This window comes from Streptomyces sp. NPDC111802, assembly GCF_055634335.1.
Map to the genome: position 1 here is coordinate 35,126 of NZ_JBVKCZ010000052.1, position 18,019 is coordinate 53,144.

An 18,019-nucleotide genomic window follows, 5' to 3' on the forward strand; every position below is an offset into this window, starting at 1 on the left:
GGGCCGGCCCGTGTCGGGGGTCTGTCGGTCCGATGTCGGCGGCCTGTCGGCAGGGCCTGTCACCTTTTCAGGGATCCTGCCGGGTGCCCGCCCGGCAGACGTGCCACAGGCAAGGAATCACCATGACCCCTGAAGTCACGATCATCGGCGCCGGTCTCGGCGGCCTCACCCTCGCTCGCGTCCTGCACGTCCATGGCATCGCGGCCACCGTGTACGAGGCGGAGCCCTCCCCGACAGCGCGCCACCAGGGCGGGATGCTCGACATCCACGACTACAACGGCCAACTCGCGCTGCGGGCGGCGGGCCTGATCGACGAGTTCCGCGGTCTCGTCCTGGAAGGCCGCGAGGCGACCCGGATCCTCGCGACGGACGGGACCCTCCTGCTCGACGTGCCCGACGACGGCACGGGCGGACGCCCCGAGGTGCAGCGCGGTGACCTGCGGCAGCTCCTGCTCGACTCGCTTCCGGAAGGCACCGTCCGATGGGGCCGCAAGGTCAGCGGTACCCGTGCCCTGGGCGACAGCCGCCACGAGGTGACCTTCGCCGACGGCACCACCGTCGTCACCGGACTGCTGGTCGGCGCGGACGGCGCATGGTCACGGGTCCGGCCGCTGCTGTCCGGCGCGGCGCCCGAGTACGCCGGCAGGTCGGTCGTCGAGACCTACCTCTTCGACGCCGAGACCCGGCACCCGGCCGCCGCGAAGACGGTCGGCGGCGGGTCGCTGTTCACGCTCGCGCCGGGCAAGGCGATCATGGCTCACCGCGAGAGCGGCGGCACCCTCCACACGTACGTGACGCTCGCCAAGCCGCAGGACTGGTTCGCGCAGATCGACTTCACCAATGCCGCCGCGGCGACCGCGCGGATCGCGCGGGAGTTCGACGGCTGGGCGCCGGAGGTCACCGCACTGATCACCGACAGCGACACCGCACCGGTTCTGCGCCCCCTCAACGCCCTGCCGATCGAGCACCGGTGGGACCGGGTGCCGGGGGTGACCCTGCTCGGCGACGCCGCACACGTCTCGATCCCGAACGGCGAAGGTGCCAACCTGGCCATGTACGACGGCGCCGAACTCGGCAAGGCCATAGCCGCGCACCTCGGCGACGTCGAGACCGCGCTCACCGAATACGAGCAGGCCATGTTCCCCCGCAGCGCCGCAGCCGCCGCCGAAGGCACCGAACTCTACGAGCTCATGTTCGGCGACAGCACACCCCACGGCCTGATCGACATGTTCACGGGACACGAGACCATGGCCGGTGACGAGCCCCGTGGTGGATCACGCCCTGTGTGAGCCCCGGAGCGTCCACGGATCGAGACAGGTGTCAACGGGGGTGACGCTCCTGTCATCGCCTGTCATCATGTGCCGGTGCGTAAGTCTCAGAGCGGGCAGGCAGGCCGGGGCAAGGGTGTCGGGCTCGGTCTGGCGATCGGGTCCGCGGTCGCCTTCGGAGGTTCCGGTGTCGCGGCCAAGCCGCTGATCGAGGCGGGGCTCGACCCGCTCCATGTGGTGTGGCTGCGCGTGGCCGGCGCCGCCCTGGTGATGCTGCCCCTCGCCGTGCGCCATCGGGCGCTGCTGCGCAGCCGGCCCGCGCTGCTCGCCGGGTTCGGCCTGCTCGGTGTGGCCGGCGTGCAGGCGTTCTACTTCGCCTCGATCTCCCGGATCCCGGTCGGGGTCGCGCTGCTCGTCGAGTATCTGGCGCCCGCCCTCGTCCTCGGCTGGGTGCGGTTCGTGCAACGGCGGCCCGTGACCCGAGCCGCCGCCGTCGGCGTGGTCCTCGCGGTCGGTGGCCTCGCCTGTGTCGTCGAGGTCTGGTCGGGCCTGAGCTTCGACGCCCTCGGACTGCTCCTCGCGCTCGGCGCCGCCTGCTGCCAGGTCGGCTACTTCGTCCTGTCCGACCAGGGCAGCGACTCCGGCGACCAGGCTCCCGACCCGCTCGGCGTCATCGCCTACGGCCTGCTGGTCGGCGCCGCCGTACTGACCGTCGTGGCCCGGCCCTGGCGCATGGACTGGTCGGTCCTCGCCGGCACCGCCGACATGAACGGCACCCCCGTCGCGGCCGGCCTGCTGCTGGCCTGGATCGTGCTCGTCGCCACGGTGATCGCGTACGTCACCGGCGTGGTCTCCGTACGACGGCTGTCACCGCAGGTCGCGGGAGTCGTAGCGTGTCTTGAGGCGGTCATCGCGACCGTCCTCGCGTGGTTCCTGCTCGGCGAGCACCTCTCGGCGCCGCAGATCCTCGGCGGCGCGGTCGTCCTCGCCGGGGCGTTCATCGCGCAGTCGTCCGCGCCCGCCAGGACCTCCGCCGAACCGGTGGCGAGCGGTGGCCCGGAGCGGGAGTTGTCCGCCCGCGGAAACGCCGTCTGACCGGCGGGATCACGCCTTCGACACTCGCCACGCCGAGCCGGGCTCCGCCCAGAACTTCCGCATGTCTGCGGAGAACAACTCGTGTCGAGCGCCGATGTCTCCGGCCTGCCCGTCGGGCGAGGCCTCATCTACCTGATCATCGCCGGTGCCGCCTGGGGCACCGGCGTACATCGTGGCGATCCCCACGGCCCTCGCACACGCCCTCTACTTCGCGGGGGCGGCAGCCGTGCGGTCGGCCACGCTGTCCGTGATCATGCTGGAGCCGGTCAGCGCGGCGGTGCTCGCCGTCGTCCTGGTCGGTGACCATCCGACGGCGCCGACGCTCACCGGCGCCCTGCTGATGCTCGGCTCGGTCGCGGGCCTGGCGGTGGCGGAGACGTGCGGGGCGCGACGGGAGCGGGAGGGGGAACGGGAACCGATGCCGGCGTGACAGCGAGGGGTCCCGCACCGCACGGTGTGGGACCCCTTACCCCTCCGGCCCTTTCGGCCTTGGCCCTTCGCTCAGGCCGGGCGGCGGCGCAGCATGTGCTCGCGCGCCGCCCCGTCCCGCGGTCCGGCCCGCCCCGCCAGCTTCCCCGCGATCCGGTCCTGAACCTCCTCCGACCGCCTGCCACCGAACTTGAACTTCGCGCGCACGCCGGTCACTTCGAGCCGCAGCCCGCGAATGCCCGACAGCAGCCTGCCGTACGGCACCTCCCCGACCGCCACCTCGGCCGAGCCGCCCTCCGGCTGGAAGTGGCCGACCTGGCGGTTGAGCAGCTCGGCGTTCTCGGCGGCGTCGTCCACGACATGGGCCCGGCAACGGAGTTGGACCGCCGCGTAGAAGCTGGTCGGTTCGCCGTGCTCGGACGGCTGCTGCGGTGCCGCCTGCCAGGGGCCGGGCACGTACACATGGTCGTCGACCACGCTCAGCAGGACCTCGGGGTTCGCCAGCAGGGCCGGCCATATCGGGTTGGGGCGGGCCAGATGCGTCACGGCCTCGCCGCGCCCGGCGTCGTACGTGAAGTGCAGCGGCTGGACGTGCGGCGGCTCGCCGTCCAGCCCGTTGACCACGAGCTGCCCGAAGTCGTGGACCTTCAGCCACTGCTGCCATTCGGCGTCGTCGCGGGGCGCGTCCCATGGGTGGATCAGCATCACAGGGCCTTGAGGTAGTCGGGGAGTTCGGTGCCGGGGGCCAGGTCGGGGTCCGCGACCGGTGTGGCGTAGCCCTTGCGCAGCGGGACGACGCCGGCCCAGTGGGGGAGGGCGAGGTCCTCGGGCTCGTCGACGACGCCGCCGGTGCGGAGCTTGGCGGAGACCTCGTTCAGGTCCAGGCGGATCACGGCGGTCGCGGCCAGTTCCTTCTTGTTGGCCGGCCGGGAGTCATCGGCGCGGCCCGCCACCACATGGTCGACGAGCGCGTCCAGGGCGACGCGCTTCTCCTCCGGGTCCGTCACGTCGTACGCGACGCCGTGTACGACCACCGACCGGTAGTTGATCGAGTGGTGGAAGGCCGACCGGGCCAGGATCAGCGCGTCGACATGGGTGACGGTCAGGCACACCGGCAGCCCCGGGTCGGCCTGGCCGGTCATCCGCAGCGGGCGCGAGCCCGTCGACCCGTGCACGTAGAGCGTCTCGCCGACCCGGCCGAACAACGTCGGCAGCACCACAGGCGCACCGTCGCGGACGAAGCCGAGGTGGCAGACGTAGGCCTCGTCGAGGATCGCGTGGACCAGTTCCTTGTCGTACACCGCGCGCTCCGCGGAGCGGGTGGGGACGGTGCGGTCGGTCGGCGTGTACGCGGTGGGCTGCGACGTCGGTTGCGGGGTCCCCTGCATTGCGTTCTCCATTGCACTAGTACATAATCTTGTTTGTGCTAGGAGAATATCGGATCGAAGGGCGGCGTGCAGCCGAGATCGCGGCGAGCGTCGAGCGCGCGGTCGGCTCGGGCGAGCTGGAGCCGGGCGAACTGTTGCCGCCCATGCGGGAGTTGGCGACCGATCTGGGCGTGAACCCCAACACGGTCGCCGCCGCGTATCGCATCCTGCGGGAGCGGGGAGTGATCGAGACGGCGGGCCGTCGAGGCAGCCGGGTGCGGCCCAGGCCCGCCACGACCGGGCGTGAGTCCGTCCGGGTGCATGTGCCGGAGGGCGTCCGTGACGTGGCGAGCGGCAACCCCGACCCGGCCCTGCTGCCGTCACTGGCGAAGGCCTTCGCGGTGGCGGGCGAGCACGCCGACCGGGAGCCGGTGCTGTACGGGGACGACGCCGTGGAGCCGGAGCTGGCGCGGATGGCGCGGGCCCTGCTGGACGCCGACGGCGTGCCGGACGGTCCCCTCGCCGTCGCCTCGGGGTCGCTCGACGCCATCGAGCGAGTCCTGGTGTCCCATCTCAAGCCCGGCGACACCGTCGCCGTCGAGGACCCCGGCTGGGGGAGCCTGCTGGACCTGATCCCGGCGCTCGGACTGCGTATGGTCCCCGTGGGAGTCGACGACGAGGGGCCGCTGCCCGGCGACGTACGCCGAGCCCTCGACTCCGGCGCCCGCGCCCTGATCGTGACCGACCGGGTGCAGAACCCCACCGGTGCCGTGGTGAGCGCCACGCGCGCGCGTGCCCTGCGCTCCGAGCTGCGGCGGCACCCGGAGATCCTGCTGATCGAGGACGACCACGGTCATGGCATCGTCGACCTGCCCGCCCACCCCCTCGCCGGTATCACCCGCCACTGGGCCTTCGTCCGCTCGGTCGCCAAGGCGTACGGCCCCGACCTGCGGCTCGCCGTCCTCACCGGCGACCATGTCACGCTGGACCGGGTGCGCGGACGGCAGCGGCTCGGCGCCGGCTGGGTGAGCCGGGTGGTGCAGCGGGCCGTGGTGCGGCTCTGGGCCGACGGCGCCGTGGACCCTACGGCGGTGGCGCAGACGTACGGCACACGCCGTGCCCTGCTCATCGAGGCGCTGGCCGAGCGCGGGGTCGCGGCACACGGCCGCAGCGGCCTCAACGTCTGGATCCCGGTACCCGACGAGACCGGCGCGGTGGCCCGCCTGCTGCACGCGGGCTGGGCGGTCGCGCCGGGGGCGCGCTTTCGCACCAGCGCGCCACCCGGGATCAGGATCACCACCTCGACGCTCAGCGAGGCGGAGGCCGGTCCGCTGGCGGACGCGGTGGCGACAGCGGTGGGCCCTGGACCGGCGAGAGGCTACGCGTAGCCAACCCTGAGGGGTGCGGAGCCGTGTCGACAGGCGGCTCCGCCGCGTGGGCGCCACCAGCCGCATCGGACCCGCAGTCGCCGACTGTCCCGCGGCCCGCGCCTGTCAGGAGCTCCGCTTCACCTGAGTGAGCGCCGCCCCCACAAGGACGATCACCGCCCCCACCGGCGTGGTCCAGCGAAGGGACTCGCTGAGGACGGCGACCCCCGCGGCCGTCGCGATCACCGGAATGAAATACGTGACCATCTGCGCCGTAGTGGGCCCGACCTCGGCGACCAGCCCGTACTGGATCAACACGGCGAGCCCGGTCCCGAGCGCGCCCAACGCCACGATCGCCAGCACCGGCACCAGCGAGAACCTCGTCGGTATGGAGGTGAACAGGGGTGTGACGACGGCCAGTTGAACGGTCGCCAGCAACAGCTGCGCTCCGGTCAGCGACAGATGCGACTCCCCGGACCCGGCCAGCGTCCGGCGGACATATATCCAGCCGATCGGGTAGCTCAACGAGGCCAGCAGTGCCATCGCCGTACCCGTGGCGTCCAGCCCGTGAAAGCCCTGCCATGCCCCGAGCACCGTCAGCACACCCAGGAAGCCGATCCCCAGCCCGGCGACCCGGACCCGCGTCGGCCGGTCCTCCGACAGCGCCACCAGGGACAGGACCATGCCCCACAGCGGCGAGGTCGCGTTGCAGATGCCCGCGAGTGTGGACGGGATCGTCAGCTCGGAGTACGCGAACAGGGAGAACGGCAGCGCGTTCAGCAGGAACGCGGCGACCGTCAGATGTCCCCATGTACGCGCCCCGCGCGGCAGCCGCTCCCGCTTCACCGCCATCGCGACCGCCAGCACCGCCGTCCCGAACACCAGTCGGCCCAGCGTGACCTGGAAGGGGGCGTAGCCGTCGGTGCCCACCTTGATGAGCAGGAAGCTGAAGCCCCAGATCAGGGAGAGGGCGGCGAAGCGCAGCCGCCAGTCCAGGCGGGCGCGGGGGCGGGGGCTCGCAACGGTTGCGGTTGCGGCTGCGGCCGCGTCGTGCGAGGCGGTGGCGGTGGTCATGGCAGCAACGATGCGGTACAGAACCTCGTAGCACAATCGAGTTTTTGCGCCCCGTATCTCGTAGTATTGCTTACATGTTGAACCTGGAGCGCCTGCGCACCCTCGACGCCCTCGCCCGGCACGGCTCGGTCAGCGGCGCCGCCGAGGGACTGCACATCACGACATCGGCCGTCTCGCAGCAGATGTCCAAGCTGGAGCGGGAGATCGGCCAGCAGCTTCTCGCCAAGAACGGCCGGGGCGTGCGGCTGACGGACGCGGGCCGGCTGCTCGCCGAGCATGCCGCCCGCATCCTGTCGCAGGTCGAACTCGCCCAGTCCGACCTGGAGGCGCAGCGCGGGCAGGTGGTCGGTGAGCTGCGGCTGGTCGCGTTCCCCACGGCGCTGCGCGGGCTGTTCCCCGCGGCACTCACCGCCCTGCGCGCCGACCATCCGGCATTGCGTCTGCGCTCGCGCGAGCTGGAGCCCGAGGACGGGGTCGCCGCGGTGATCCGTGGCGATGCCGACCTGGCCGTCGTCCTCGACTGGTACAACAAGCCCCTGCCCATGCCGGAAGGGCTCGCCAAGGCCGCGATCCTCGACGACCGGGTGGAGATCGCCATGCCCGAGGGGCATCCGCTCGCCGACCGGCGCGAGGTCGACCTGGAGGACTTCGCGGGCGACGAATGGGTCGCCTGGCCCGAGGGGGAGTTCTGCCACGAGTGGCTGCTCTACACGTTGCGCAACAAGGGCATCGAGCCCCGGATCGCCCATTGTGCGGAGGAGCACCACACCCAACTGGCGCTGGTCGCCGCCGGGTTGGGCGTGTGTGTCGCGCCCCGGCTGGGCCGCGACCCGATGCCGCCCGGGGTGCGGGCCGTGCCCGTACGGAACCGGGTCCACCGGTACATCTACGCGGTGTGGCGCGCTGACGCGGACCGCCGCCCGTCGATCCGGGCGGCGGTTCAGGCCTTGCGGGCGGCGGTAGGGGAGGTCGGCTGAAGACCCGCCACGAACGGGACGGTTACCGCGCCCCCAGCTTCCGGAAGTCCCACGACACGATCTTCTCGGGCGTCAGCCGTATCCACGCGTGCCGGCCGTCGTGCGGCATCTCGTCGATGGCGAAGTTCTTGCGGGCGAACAGCGTCTCGGGGACGTCGAGTTCGGCGCACAGCTCGCCGACGCGCGGGATCTCGCCCACGAACTCGACGGAGCCGGACAGCTCGACGCCGCGCAGCTGCTCGTACTCCTCACCCGTGTCGATCACGATCGCGACCCGCGGGTCGCGCCGCAGATCGGCCCAGCGCTTGCTGCGGACCACCGAGTACAGCCACAGCGAGGTGCCGTCCCAGGCGAACCACAGGGCGCTGACATGCGGGAATCCATCGGTGGACACCGTGGCAATCCGGCAGGTGCGCTGGGTGGTGAGGAACTCGTCCAGCTCACCGGGCGTCATCATGATCTTCCGGCCCCGGCGCTGAGTGACGGTCATACGGCCCCCTCTTCTCTCACGTCGTGTCAGAGGAGAGATCCTCTGACATCACGTCAGAAAAGGATGAGTCGTCTTCCGTCCACACGCAATGGTGGTTCCGTCCTCACGCGATCGTGGCTACGCTCGCCGGCCCACGCCGCCGTCGGGCACAGGGGGATCCATGCCGTCGTACGACCGACTCAGCGCACTCCTCGACCCCGCCACCACCGTCCTGCTCACCGTCGAATGCCAGCAGGGCGTCGTCGGCCCGGACAGTGCCCTGCCCGAACTCGCCAAGGAGGCAAGGGTTTCAGGCACCCTCGCCAATGTGGCCCGGCTGGTGGCCGCGGCGCACGAGGGCGGCGTCCAGGTGATCCACGCGATCGCCGAACGCCGTCCCGATGGCCGCGGCGCCAACCACAACGCCCGCCTCTTCCGCGCCGCCCAACGGCTCCCCGTCCAGCAGTTGTCCGGTACCGAGGCGGTACGCGTGGCGGCGCCGATCGAAGTCGCCGAGGAGGACCTCGTCGTACGGCGCCTGCACGGACTGTCCCCGGTCCAGGGCACCGACGTCGACGCCCTGCTGCGCAACCTCGGCTGCCGCACGTTGATCGTCAGCGGCGTCTCGGCCAACGTCGCGATCCCCAACGCCGTCTTCGACGCGGTGAACCGGGGTTACGTCGTGGTCGTGCCCCGGGACGCCATCGCCGGGGTGCCCTCCGACTACACCCCGGCGATGATCAGCCACACCATCGCTCTGGTCGCCACGGTCGCGACCACGGACGAGGTGCTGGGCTGCCTCGGGCGTCCGCGCCGGGTCAGGCCAGAGTGATCGAGTCGCCCGACACGCTGATCTGCTTGGCGGCCAGCGGCTGGGTCGCGGGCCCCTTCTTCACGCTGCCGTCGAGGACGGAGAACTGGCTGCCGTGACAGGCACAGGAGAGGGTGTCCTCCTTGAGGTCCGTCATCGGGCAGTTCTGGTGGGTGCAGATCGTCGAGAAGGCCTTGAAGTTGCCCGCCGCGGGCTGCGAGACGACCACCTTCTCGTCGCTGAAGACCTTGCCGCTGCCCTCCGGGATGTCGGCGGTCTTCGCGAGGGCGGCACCGCCGGCGCCGGCGCCGGCGCCGGCGGACGAGCCGCCGCTCGCCTCGGTGGTCGCACCGCCGCCGGCAGCACCCTGCTCGGTGGACGAGCCCGACGCCTCGTCGTCCGATCCGCACGCGGTCAGCGCGACGGCGAGCCCCGCCGCGCCGACCGCCGCCACGACGGCACGGCGGCTGGGTTTCGACACCGGCTGAACTGATTCGCTGGTCATGCTGACGTTCCTTCCGGTAATCCGTGATCTGCCGAGAGGTACGGTCCTTTAGGACCGGCTGTTCAGACGATGTCGAAATCCTGACCCGGTCCGGCCGGCAAGTGGGTAAAGCGGAGCTGTCGGTTCACTGTCGGCTCCGGCCGTGGAGGACTACGTGGTTTCACGGATGTCACCGCGAGAGGCCGCGTGCCAAGGTCAGCTGCGCACGGGGGTATGCGGTGCGCGGGTCCACGGGCGCGGCGAACCCCTTCTGAGACCTACACCTTCAGGAGCCCGGAACGGTGACGACCCCTGCCCTCGGAGCGACGAGGATGTGGAGGGCGGCGGCCCGTGTGGTGCGCACGGTGTTCCGCCTCGGGATGGCCGCCCTGATCCTGCTGGCGGCCGTCCGTGCCTACGAGGAAACGGCCGTCGCGCTCGCACGGTCGAACGGAACTCTGCGCTCGGCCGAGGCCACCATCGCCGAGCTGACGTCCCACACCACATGCGGGAGGGACCGCGACAGCGCGTCCGGCTACACGGAATGCGGCACCACGTACACCATCGCGTTGCGTGTCGGCGACGAGCTGACGGCGGTGGACGGCGTCCCGGAGCCTTCCGCGGACGGATTCCAGGAGGGACAGCGGGTCGAGGCGCGTCTGTGGGACGGACGGATCGTCGAGATCGACGGGCGGTACGTGTGGCCCGGATGGCTCGGGCCCAGGGAGGACGTTCTGCTTTTCGTGACGTACCCGTTGATTCTGGGTTACGTGGTCGCCCTGGCCATGACCGCCGCAGCGTACGTGTGCGGCCGGGTGCGGCTGAAGAAGGAGGCCCGTCTCGGACCCTGGGGTGGCGGAATGCTCGTCGCGTGGGCGGCGCTCATCCTGTTGCTCCTTATGGGCCTTGGCGGGTACTCCTCCGCGTACGCACCTCTCATCCCTGTCGGCGTCGGAACCGCGGCCGCGCTGGCGGGCCAGCGCGGGGCGGTCAAGGAGGCCCGCGCGCGGCGCCTGGCCCATGGCGCTAGCGGAGCGTGTGGAGTGCGTCGATGACGTCCTCGGCGCGGGTATCGGGGTTGACGAAGGCCATGCGGAGGACCGTCGCGCCCTTCCACTGGGTCGGTACGCACAGCGTGGCGCCCGAGGCGGCGGTTCGGGCGGACCAGGAGGCGTAGTCCTGCGGGCTCCATCCAGGGCGTTCGAAGAGGAGGACGGACAGCTCGGGATCGGTCAGCAGGCGCAGGTGGCTGCTGGTGCTTATGGCCTTGGCCACCAGTCGGCTGGTGGTGAGGGTCTGTTCCACGGCCCGCGTGTACCGGTCGGTGCCATGGACGGCCAGGCTGAACCAGAACGGCAGACCGCGGGCGCGGCGGCTGAGGTGGAGGGCCAGGTCCGTCGGGTTGTGGACGTCGCGGTCGATGGCGTCGAGATAGTGCGCCGACTGACTGTGCGCGGCGCGTGCCGGCGCGGGATCCCGGTAGAGCAGCGCGCAGCAGTCGTAGGGGGCGAAGAGCCATTTGTGAGGATCGACGATGAAACTGTCGGCGCGCTCGATACCGATGTAGAGATGCCGCACGCTGGTGGCCGCGAGGCCCGCTCCGCCGTAGGCGCCGTCGACGTGCAGCCACACACCGTGGCGTTCACACGCGTCGGCGATGTCGTCGAGGTCGTCGATGAGACCGGCGTTGGTGGTTCCGGCTGTCGCCACAACGGCGAACACTCCGTCCGTGCAGTCCAGGACCCTGCTCACGGCGGCGCCGGTGAGATGCCCCCGCTCGTCCACGGGCGCCGTGACGACCTCGACGTCCATCGCTCGTGCCGCGGAGCTGATCGAGGAGTGGGCACTGTCGGCGCACACGATCTTCCAGCCGCTCTCCGGCCGGGGCCGGGTCGTTGCGGCGGCGGAGCGGGCGGTGATGAGCGCCGAGAGGTTGCCCATGCTGCCGCCGCTGACGAAGCAGCCCGCCGCGGTGGTGGGCCAGCCGAGCAGCTGGGTGATCCATGCCAGTGCCTCGTTCTCGGCGTGGATGGCGCCGGCGCCGGCCTCCCAAGTGCCCGCGAAGATGTTCGCCGCACCGGTGACCGCGTCGAAGGCGAGGGCGGCACGGGTGGGAGCCGCGGCGATGTACGCGAGGTTCGTCGGCCCGCTCTGGGCGCGGGTGGCGGGTGCCAGGACCTGGTCGAACAGTTTGAGGGCCGCCGTAGCGCCGATTCCCGAGGGGGTGATGGCGGTGCCGGCGGCGAGGGCGAGATCGGCGGCCGGGCGGGCGCCTGACACCGGGTCCGGGGCCTGCATGATGCGCTGTCGGGCGTATTCGACGGCGGTCGTCACGATCTCGTCCTCGTCGCCCCACACCCGGTTGTCGGCGTGCGGGGGCCGGTTCGTTGACATCTTGTTGCATTGCGCGTTTTGCATGGCGTGAACCTAGAATTGGTCAGCAGAACGCGCAATATGCGTCATATTTATTGAGCAGAATGCTCAATCTGGCGCCCTCGGGTCGTGTCATACTGCGCACCATGCGACATCTCGACGCCCTCGACGCCCGCATCCTCCTGGCGCTCGACGCTGACCCTCGTGCCACGACGGTTGCCCTGGCCGAGCGGCTCGGTCTGGCACGCAACACCGTGCAGGCACGTCTGAAACGGCTCGAAGAGGACGGTCAGTTGAGGGAGCCCAGTCGGCGTGTGGACCCCACGGCTCTCGGCCGTCCGCTGATGGCGTTGATCACGCTGTCGATCAGCCAGCGTGTGGGTCAGCCGACCCAGGAGGCGATCCTGCGCATTCCCGAGGTGGTGGAGTTGCTCGTCACCACCGGCGACGGCGACCTGCTCGCCCGCGTGGTCGCCCGGGACACCCAGGACCTGCACCGCATCACGAACCTGTTGCTGGTGGCGCCCGGTGTCGTCCGGTCCAACTCCACCATCGTCCTGCAGGAGCTGCAGCCGTTCAGCGTCCGCTCTCTGCTGGAGGGACGCGCCGGCTAGCCGGGCGGCTTCCGTCAAGGAGTCAGGACCAGGCAGGCGTTGTGGCCGCCGAAGCCGAAGGCGTTCGCGAGAGCGGCGGTGAACGGGCCGCGGCGGGGGCGTTCGGCCACGATGTCCAGGTCGACCCGGGGATCCTGGTCGTCGAGATTGACCGTCGGCGGTACGGCCTGTTCGCGCAGGCAGAGGACCGCCACCAGGGCGCCGAGGGCCCCGGCCGCTCCGAAGAGGTGGCCGGTCATGGACTTGGTCGCGGTGACGGCCGGGTGGGCTCCGACGGCTTCGGTGATCGCGCGGGCCTCGGTGAGAAGATCTCCGTGTGGTGTGGAGGTGGCGTGGGCCATCACGAGGTCGATGTCCCTGGAGGCGAGTCCGGCGTCGGCGAGAGCGAGGCGCATGGCGCGCGTTTGGCCTTCGGGGTGTCCCGCGGTCATGTGGTGGGCGTCGGAGGTGACACCGGACCCGGTCAGGCGGGCGTGCACGCGGGCGCCACGGGCGGCGGCGAACTCGGCGCGTTCCAGGACCAGTACGGCGGAGCCCTCCCCGATCACGAAGCCGTCCCGCGACCGGTCGAAGGGCCTGGACGCCCGTTGCGGGTCGTCGTTGCGGGTGGAGTGTGCCGTCGCCTGGGCGAAGCCGGCGAGTGGCAGAGGGTGAAGGCATGCCTCGGCGCCGCCGGCCACCACGACGTCGGCGCGGCCGAGCCGGATCAGATCCATGCCCAGGGCGATGGTCTCGGCGCCGGAGGCGCAGGCGCTGACCGGGGTGTGGGCACCGCCCCGAGCTCCCAGCTCCAGACTGACGGTGGCCGCCGGGCCATTGGTCATGAGCATGGTTACAGCTCGGGGGGAGACGCGCCGCGCTCCGGAGCGTTCCAGGACGTCGTCCTGGCCCAGCAGGGTCAGCACGCCGCCGGTGCCGGTGCCGATCACCACCGCCAGGCGACATGGATCCACCTCGGGCCGGCCGGCGTCCGCCCACGCCTCACGGGCGGCGATCAGGGCGACCTGCTCGCAGCGGTCCAGACGGCGGGCCTGCACGCGTTCGAGGACGGCCGTCGGCTCGACCCGCAACCGGCCGGCGATCCGGACCGGGAGTCCTTCGGCCCACTCCTCCTCGATCGGCGAGATCCCCGATTCGCCGGCCAACAGGGCGGACCAGGTGCTGGCCAGGTCGCCCCCGAGAGGGGTCGTGGAACCGAGCCCGGTCACGGCGATGTCCATCAGAAGGTTCTCCTGGAGGTGTTCGGTGGATCGTGGACCGAGGGCGCCCGCTGGAGGGGTGTTTGTGCCGCTCAGGGCCGAAGCGTGTGCTCGCGGCCGAGCGGTGGACGGGGCGTGGGGGCCGGCAGCCCCAGCAGTCGGCCGCGGAGCACGGAGGCGACCAGCCTGGGGTCGAAGAGGCAGGCGGGTGAACCCATGAGGTGGTAGACGCGGTCGAGCCTTCGTTGGGCCCGGGTGTTGCCGTGGGCGGCGAGCCGGTCCACCTCGCCGGACCAGTGGCCGAACAGCATGGCCACCACGCCCGCACGCCGACCGGGCTCGAGGTGGCCCAGGTCCTCACCCGTCGCGATCGCCCAGGGCAGGTCGGCGGCGCGGGCGAAGCGGCGGAGCAGCCGGCGCTCCCAGCCGGGCTCGGTATCGCGGGTGAGCGTCTGCCGCAGCAGCAGCGCCTGCAGAGCGGCCACCGTGATGCCTTGGCCGTACACGGGGTTGAACGCGCACATGCTGTCGCCGGTGACCAGCAACCCGGCGGGCCAGTGGGGGAGTCGCTCGTAGTGGCGGCGCACGTTGCCGGTTCGCCGGTGCACCGCCACCTCGGTCACGGGGCGGGTGCGGGCGGTGAGGTCGGCCAGTGCGGGGTCGCGCAGCCGCCTCAGGAACCCGTCGAACCCTTCCGGATCCCGCGGCGGCCGGTGTTCACCGGCACCCACGGCGGCGACCAGCCAGCGGTCGCCCTCGACAGGCAGGGCCACGCCTCCGGTGGGGACGCGATGAGTCGGCAGCACGACGATGCCCGCAGCTCTTCCGAGGACATCGGCAGGTGCGGAGTAGACGCGGGAGGCATAGCCGAAACGGGCGTCGACCGTCGAGGTGGGTATGTGACCGCATCCTTGCGGAGTCAGCCAGTGCGGTAGCCGGGAACCGCGTCCGGACGCGTCCACGACCAGGTCCGCGCGCAACGGCGGGCCGTCGGTGCGCTGGACGAGCCAGCCGTCCCCGGAAGGCGTGCGGTCCAGACCGCTCACCCGGCATCCGGTCAGCAGACTCACTCCGGGCAGGGCCAGCACGCGTTGTCCGACGAGGTGTTCCACCAACGGGCGTGTGGCCGAGACCAGTTCGAAGGCGGGCGTACCGAACGGAGCCCAGCCCCGTTCGCCGAGCCATGCGACATTGCCCGTGTCCAGCGGGACGCCACCGGCGGCGACCAACTCCGCACGCAGTCCGGGCAGCAGCTCCTCGATGGCACACAGCCCGCGGTGCAGCAGCACATGGGGCTGGCGGCCCTGGGGGACACCGTTGCGAGGGATGGGTGACCGGGAGCTCTGCCCGAGGCGCTGCCCGGGGTCCTGTTCGAGGAGGGTCACCGTCCGGCCTGCCGTCCCGAGGGCCGCGGCCGTCAGTAGGCCGGCCAACCCCGCTCCGATGATGACGGCGTGGTTCGTGCTCATGACGTGCGCACGAGCCGGAAGAGCAGGTGCTGCATCCGCTCCAGCCACGGCAGGGGCACAAGACGCCACAGTGGTGCGCCGGCGGACAAGGGGATGCGGCCTCGGAGCACGGCTCCGTAGTCGAGTGACGCGGGGTGCGGGAAGTATCCGGGCCGGCAGGCGACGATCTCTTTGAAGCCTTTTCCGTAATAGTAGCGCAGCTGTGGATCCAGAGGCAGGCCGTGGCGCTTTTCGCGCATGTACACATCGGCCGGCAGCTCCGGATTTTCCTGTTTCCATGCCCGAAGACCCGGCATCGGAGAACCCAGGTATATGTCACGCCAACCATGTTTCAGCGCGTACGGCCAGAAGAACTCGAAGACGGCCGTGACCGAGTCGGCGTCGACGCTGGTCAGGCTTATTCCGAACAATGAGCTCAATTCGTGGTGGGCGGCTGCTTCCGCCCGGGTGCAGGTGGCCCAGTCGGCCGCCGAGCGCACCTGCGCGGCGCTAATCGGTTTCATGAAGAGCGAGGCCAGTGCCGCACCGCTGGACCGGTCGAATGCGCCCACGCTGAGCTGAGGGTACGCGTGAATGCGGGCCGTCAACTCGGCGCCGTCGGCCGCCTGGTGACGGTCCCACTTCGTCTGCTCGAGGGTCAGGAGCGTGTCTACGTCGGCCGGCTTCAGGAATCGTGTCTCGATCGAACGGGTCTGGGACTCCCGGTCCGTGCGGACGTGGTCCTCAGTTATTCGCCTAGAGCTGGGCGGAGTCATTGCAGATATCTCCGATGGGTTGCCTCTTCGGATGACGCAATAGTCCCTACCGACCGATCGTTCGGGAAGATAGAAAGGGCTTTCTCGTGGATCTGTGAATCCCGTGTTCACCTTGGGTTAACGCCGGAAATCCGGTATTCACCGATAACGCGAGAGTCGTATGTGACCCCCGTTACCTTTCCCCTCCCGGCGGATAATTCCGGGTATTGTCCGGGCGGCGCCCGAACCGTCCTTCATCCCCATGACGGTGTCGGGTTTCCGGTGCCGCTCGCGTGTCAGCGCGAGCGTCGATCCCTTTCATCGCCTCTCTCATCGCCTCAGGAAGCCGAATGACCACTGAGCCGACTCCCGACATCCGACTGCTCATGGACCTCGAACCCGTGGTGGAGGCCGGTCTGAACCGCCACCTGGCCGGCGCGAAGGAATGGCTCCCGCACGAGTACGTGCCCTGGAGCCGGGGCCGCGACTTCGACGGGGTGCTCGGCGGACAGGCCTGGCGGCCGGAACAGTCCCCGCTGCCGGAAGCCGTACGCACCTCACTGATCGTCAACTTGCTGACCGAGGACAACCTGCCGAGCTACCACCACATCATCGCGCGGCACTTCGGCCGCGATGGAGCCTGGGGCACATGGGTACACCGCTGGACGGCGGAGGAGGACCGTCACGGTCAGGTGATCCGGGACTATCTGCTGGCCTCACGGGCCGTCGACCCGGTGGCCCTGGAGCGGGCGCGTATGGCACACATGGGCGCCGGGTTCGAGCTCGACCACACCTCTGCCGCAGAGGTGATCGCGTACGTCTCCTTCCAGGAACTCGCCACCCGCGTGGCACACCGCAATACGGGCCAACTCTCCGGTGACCCCGACTGCGAGCGACTGCTGGCCCGGGTCGCCCAGGACGAGAACCTCCACATGCTCTTCTACCGTGACCTGCTGGACGCCGTCTTCGACCTGGCTCCGGGCGTCGCCATGCGCGCGGTCACCGCGGTCGTGACCTCCTTCCGGATGCCGGGCCACGGCATGGACGGCTTCGCCCGCAAGTCCGCGCAGATCGCGCTGGCCGGAATCTACGACCCCCGTCTCCACCACGACGACGTACTCCTCCCGGTGCTGCGCAAACTGAAAGTCTTCGAACGCCCCGCAGGAGGCCCTGACGGCGAACGCGCGCGTGAGGAACTGGCCGCGTACCTCACCGATCTCGACCGCGCCGCACAGCGTTTCTCCGAGCGGCGTGAAGCGATACGGCAGCGGACCGGCCATGCCGACCGGCCGACCAGCGCAACCGGAAGGGAGCGAACCGAGTGACCTACGACGCGGGCTTCCGCTCCCTGCCACCGTCCGACGCCGACCCGGCGGTACAGCTGCGCCGCCGCACACCCGCCGTCTTCCGCGGGCTGGCCGCGGGCTGGCCCGCCGTGGACCTCTGGACGCTGCCCTACATCGCCTCCCTCGCCCCGTCGCTGAGAGTGCGACTCGTCCGGGGCAACAGGGAGAACACCCGCACGGCATTCACCTGGTCGGAACTGGAGACGTATGTACGGCACCTGGCCGAGCCGCCTCAGGCCGACGGCGAACTGCTGTATCTGAAGGAGTTCGACCTGCTGAAACAGTTCCCCACACTGCGAGGGGACTTGGGGACGATGGACTTCCTTCCCCGTGGCACCGTCACCTCTCGCAGCGCCTGGATCGGGCCCGCCCGCGCCCGTACCGGCCTGCACTACGACCTGCTGGACAACTGCGCCGTCCAGATAACCGGGACGAAGCGCTTCCTCCTCGCACGCCCCGGGGCCGTCGAACGCGCCGGTGCGCTGTCCGCCAAGTACGACTCCTGGGCACGTCTGTCGCGCGTGGGCATCGACGAACTGGCCGCAGGCGGGGGAGCGGCCGCGGCCGAGGACTTCTTCGCAGTGGATCTGGAACCGGGGGACGTGCTCCATGTGCCGGCCCACTGGTGGCACGAGGTCGTGAACCTCAGCGCGGGCATCCTCCTGAGCGGCTTCTTCGGCTCCAGGACCCACGTCGCGCGTTTGTGGACTCGGGTCAGCCTGCGCGACACCCTGCATCGTGCCAGGCTGCTCGGCACGACGGACTGCACATGCCATACGGTCCGGTGACCGGCGTCCTCCGAGGCGGCTGCCGTGCCTGGAGCCCTCAGAGAAACATCGCCCGGCCAGGCAATGCCGGTGAGTTAGGACGTTTCTGCAGGTAGCGGCGGGTGTCTGGCAACTTTCAGCGAGTAGTGGACGTTACTGGGAGTGCGTGGTTGGTC

18 protein-coding genes and 1 pseudogene are annotated in these 18,019 nt (G+C 70.7%); 10 read left to right on the forward strand and 9 right to left on the reverse strand.

Annotated features, from left to right (window positions below; genetic code table 11):
* The first annotated feature begins 122 nt into the window (after nt 1-122).
* From ACZ7NC_RS38315 to ACZ7NC_RS38325, 3 genes and pseudogenes are all read left to right on the forward strand, one after another.
* Nucleotides 123-1,289, forward strand: a complete 1,167-nt coding sequence (locus ACZ7NC_RS38315; RefSeq protein WP_471495571.1) for an FAD-dependent oxidoreductase — start codon at nt 123-125, stop codon at nt 1,287-1,289.
* Between the two features lie 69 nt (nt 1,290-1,358).
* Complete coding sequence (locus ACZ7NC_RS38320) at nt 1,359-2,363, forward strand: EamA family transporter (RefSeq protein ID WP_471495573.1); 1,005 nt, start codon at nt 1,359-1,361, stop codon at nt 2,361-2,363.
* Between the two features lie 166 nt (nt 2,364-2,529).
* Nucleotides 2,530-2,793, forward strand: a pseudogene (locus tag ACZ7NC_RS38325) (EamA family transporter); the annotation flags it as partial.
* Between the two features lie 71 nt (nt 2,794-2,864).
* Here the strand turns inward: ACZ7NC_RS38325 and ACZ7NC_RS38330 are convergent.
* Both ACZ7NC_RS38330 and ACZ7NC_RS38335 read right to left on the reverse strand, forming a co-directional pair.
* Nucleotides 2,865-3,497 (reverse strand): FMN-binding negative transcriptional regulator, encoded by a 633-nt coding sequence (locus ACZ7NC_RS38330; protein WP_471495575.1) that lies wholly within the window; start codon nt 3,495-3,497, stop codon nt 2,865-2,867.
* Nucleotides 3,497-4,180: a pyridoxamine 5'-phosphate oxidase family protein gene (locus ACZ7NC_RS38335; RefSeq protein ID WP_471495612.1), complete on the reverse strand. Its 684-nt coding sequence runs from the start codon at nt 4,178-4,180 to the stop codon at nt 3,497-3,499. Before ACZ7NC_RS38335 ends, ACZ7NC_RS38330 begins: the two co-directional genes overlap by 1 nt.
* Nucleotides 4,181-4,215: 35 nt before the next feature.
* Between ACZ7NC_RS38335 and ACZ7NC_RS38340 the strand changes: the two genes are divergently transcribed.
* Entirely contained in the window at nt 4,216-5,547 is a 1,332-nt protein-coding gene (locus ACZ7NC_RS38340; RefSeq protein WP_471495577.1) for an aminotransferase class I/II-fold pyridoxal phosphate-dependent enzyme, read from the forward strand.
* A gap of 105 nt (nt 5,548-5,652) precedes the next feature.
* Here ACZ7NC_RS38340 and ACZ7NC_RS38345 read toward each other — a convergent pair whose 3' ends face one another.
* The gene (locus ACZ7NC_RS38345; protein WP_471495579.1) at nt 5,653-6,600 is read right to left on the reverse strand and encodes a DMT family transporter; all 948 of its coding nucleotides are present in this window, start codon (nt 6,598-6,600) and stop codon (nt 5,653-5,655) included.
* A 74-nt stretch (nt 6,601-6,674) separates the two neighbouring features.
* Between ACZ7NC_RS38345 and ACZ7NC_RS38350 the strand changes: the two genes are divergently transcribed.
* On the forward strand, nt 6,675-7,577 hold the full coding sequence (locus ACZ7NC_RS38350) for a LysR family transcriptional regulator (protein WP_471495581.1): 903 nt from the start codon (nt 6,675-6,677) through the stop codon (nt 7,575-7,577).
* Between the two features lie 22 nt (nt 7,578-7,599).
* Here ACZ7NC_RS38350 and ACZ7NC_RS38355 read toward each other — a convergent pair whose 3' ends face one another.
* Nucleotides 7,600-8,067 carry a pyridoxamine 5'-phosphate oxidase family protein gene (locus ACZ7NC_RS38355; protein ID WP_471495583.1) on the reverse strand — a complete coding sequence of 156 codons (468 nt, stop codon included), beginning with the start codon at nt 8,065-8,067 and terminating at the stop codon, nt 7,600-7,602.
* Nucleotides 8,068-8,227: 160 nt separating this feature from the next.
* On the opposite strand from ACZ7NC_RS38355, the gene ACZ7NC_RS38360 reads away from it, so the two are divergent.
* On the forward strand, nt 8,228-8,878 hold the full coding sequence (locus ACZ7NC_RS38360) for a cysteine hydrolase family protein (RefSeq protein ID WP_471495585.1): 651 nt from the start codon (nt 8,228-8,230) through the stop codon (nt 8,876-8,878).
* Here the strand turns inward: ACZ7NC_RS38360 and ACZ7NC_RS38365 are convergent.
* Nucleotides 8,865-9,362: a Rieske (2Fe-2S) protein gene (locus tag ACZ7NC_RS38365; RefSeq protein ID WP_471495587.1), complete on the reverse strand. Its 498-nt coding sequence runs from the start codon at nt 9,360-9,362 to the stop codon at nt 8,865-8,867. The genes ACZ7NC_RS38360 and ACZ7NC_RS38365 overlap by 14 nt on opposite strands.
* A gap of 281 nt (nt 9,363-9,643) precedes the next feature.
* On the opposite strand from ACZ7NC_RS38365, the gene ACZ7NC_RS38370 reads away from it, so the two are divergent.
* A complete protein-coding gene (locus ACZ7NC_RS38370) occupies nt 9,644-10,396 on the forward strand; it encodes a hypothetical protein (RefSeq protein ID WP_471495589.1) in 753 nt (250 codons plus the stop codon).
* Here ACZ7NC_RS38370 and ACZ7NC_RS38375 read toward each other — a convergent pair.
* A complete protein-coding gene (locus ACZ7NC_RS38375; protein ID WP_471495591.1) occupies nt 10,368-11,759 on the reverse strand; it encodes a pyridoxal phosphate-dependent decarboxylase family protein in 1,392 nt (463 codons plus the stop codon). The two genes, ACZ7NC_RS38370 and ACZ7NC_RS38375, sit on opposite strands and share 29 nt — an antisense overlap.
* 101 nt (nt 11,760-11,860) lie before the next feature.
* Between ACZ7NC_RS38375 and ACZ7NC_RS38380 the strand changes: the two genes are divergently transcribed.
* The gene (locus tag ACZ7NC_RS38380; RefSeq protein WP_471495593.1) at nt 11,861-12,328 is read left to right on the forward strand and encodes an Lrp/AsnC family transcriptional regulator; all 468 of its coding nucleotides are present in this window, start codon (nt 11,861-11,863) and stop codon (nt 12,326-12,328) included.
* Between the two features lie 14 nt (nt 12,329-12,342).
* Here ACZ7NC_RS38380 and ACZ7NC_RS38385 read toward each other — a convergent pair whose 3' ends face one another.
* The 3 genes from ACZ7NC_RS38385 to ACZ7NC_RS38395 form a co-directional block, all read right to left on the reverse strand.
* Nucleotides 12,343-13,548 (reverse strand): beta-ketoacyl-[acyl-carrier-protein] synthase family protein, encoded by a 1,206-nt coding sequence (locus ACZ7NC_RS38385; RefSeq protein ID WP_471495595.1) that lies wholly within the window; start codon nt 13,546-13,548, stop codon nt 12,343-12,345.
* 71 nt (nt 13,549-13,619) lie between these two features.
* Nucleotides 13,620-14,996 (reverse strand): NAD(P)/FAD-dependent oxidoreductase, encoded by a 1,377-nt coding sequence (locus tag ACZ7NC_RS38390; RefSeq protein ID WP_471495597.1) that lies wholly within the window; start codon nt 14,994-14,996, stop codon nt 13,620-13,622.
* A complete protein-coding gene (locus ACZ7NC_RS38395) occupies nt 14,993-15,547 on the reverse strand; it encodes a hypothetical protein (RefSeq protein WP_471495600.1) in 555 nt (184 codons plus the stop codon). Before ACZ7NC_RS38395 ends, ACZ7NC_RS38390 begins: the two co-directional genes overlap by 4 nt.
* Nucleotides 15,548-16,080: 533 nt before the next feature.
* On the opposite strand from ACZ7NC_RS38395, the gene ACZ7NC_RS38400 reads away from it, so the two are divergent.
* Nucleotides 16,081-17,055: an acyl-ACP desaturase gene (locus tag ACZ7NC_RS38400; protein WP_471495603.1), complete on the forward strand. Its 975-nt coding sequence runs from the start codon at nt 16,081-16,083 to the stop codon at nt 17,053-17,055.
* On the forward strand, nt 17,052-17,864 hold the full coding sequence (locus ACZ7NC_RS38405; RefSeq protein ID WP_471495606.1) for a cupin-like domain-containing protein: 813 nt from the start codon (nt 17,052-17,054) through the stop codon (nt 17,862-17,864). Before ACZ7NC_RS38400 ends, ACZ7NC_RS38405 begins: the two co-directional genes overlap by 4 nt.
* Nucleotides 17,865-18,019: the final 155 nt, after the last annotated feature.

What these genes read in the sequence shown, in the direction of transcription:
- ACZ7NC_RS38315 (WP_471495571.1), top strand. Translation starts at nt 123, where the DNA reads ATGACCCCTGAAGTCACGATCATCGGCGCCGGTCTCGGCGGCCTCACC.
- ACZ7NC_RS38330 (WP_471495575.1), bottom strand. Translation starts at nt 3,497, where the DNA reads ATGCTGATCCACCCATGGGACGCGCCCCGCGACGACGCCGAATGGCAG.
- ACZ7NC_RS38335 (WP_471495612.1), bottom strand. Translation starts at nt 4,180, where the DNA reads ATGCAGGGGACCCCGCAACCGACGTCGCAGCCCACCGCGTACACGCCG.
- ACZ7NC_RS38345 (WP_471495579.1), bottom strand. Translation starts at nt 6,600, where the DNA reads ATGACCACCGCCACCGCCTCGCACGACGCGGCCGCAGCCGCAACCGCA.
- ACZ7NC_RS38350 (WP_471495581.1), top strand. Translation starts at nt 6,675, where the DNA reads ATGTTGAACCTGGAGCGCCTGCGCACCCTCGACGCCCTCGCCCGGCAC.
- ACZ7NC_RS38355 (WP_471495583.1), bottom strand. Translation starts at nt 8,067, where the DNA reads ATGACCGTCACTCAGCGCCGGGGCCGGAAGATCATGATGACGCCCGGT.
- ACZ7NC_RS38360 (WP_471495585.1), top strand. Translation starts at nt 8,228, where the DNA reads ATGCCGTCGTACGACCGACTCAGCGCACTCCTCGACCCCGCCACCACC.
- ACZ7NC_RS38365 (WP_471495587.1), bottom strand. Translation starts at nt 9,362, where the DNA reads ATGACCAGCGAATCAGTTCAGCCGGTGTCGAAACCCAGCCGCCGTGCC.
- ACZ7NC_RS38375 (WP_471495591.1), bottom strand. Translation starts at nt 11,759, where the DNA reads ATGCAAAACGCGCAATGCAACAAGATGTCAACGAACCGGCCCCCGCAC.
- ACZ7NC_RS38380 (WP_471495593.1), top strand. Translation starts at nt 11,861, where the DNA reads ATGCGACATCTCGACGCCCTCGACGCCCGCATCCTCCTGGCGCTCGAC.
- ACZ7NC_RS38385 (WP_471495595.1), bottom strand. Translation starts at nt 13,548, where the DNA reads ATGGACATCGCCGTGACCGGGCTCGGTTCCACGACCCCTCTCGGGGGC.
- ACZ7NC_RS38390 (WP_471495597.1), bottom strand. Translation starts at nt 14,996, where the DNA reads ATGAGCACGAACCACGCCGTCATCATCGGAGCGGGGTTGGCCGGCCTA.
- ACZ7NC_RS38400 (WP_471495603.1), top strand. Translation starts at nt 16,081, where the DNA reads ATGACCACTGAGCCGACTCCCGACATCCGACTGCTCATGGACCTCGAA.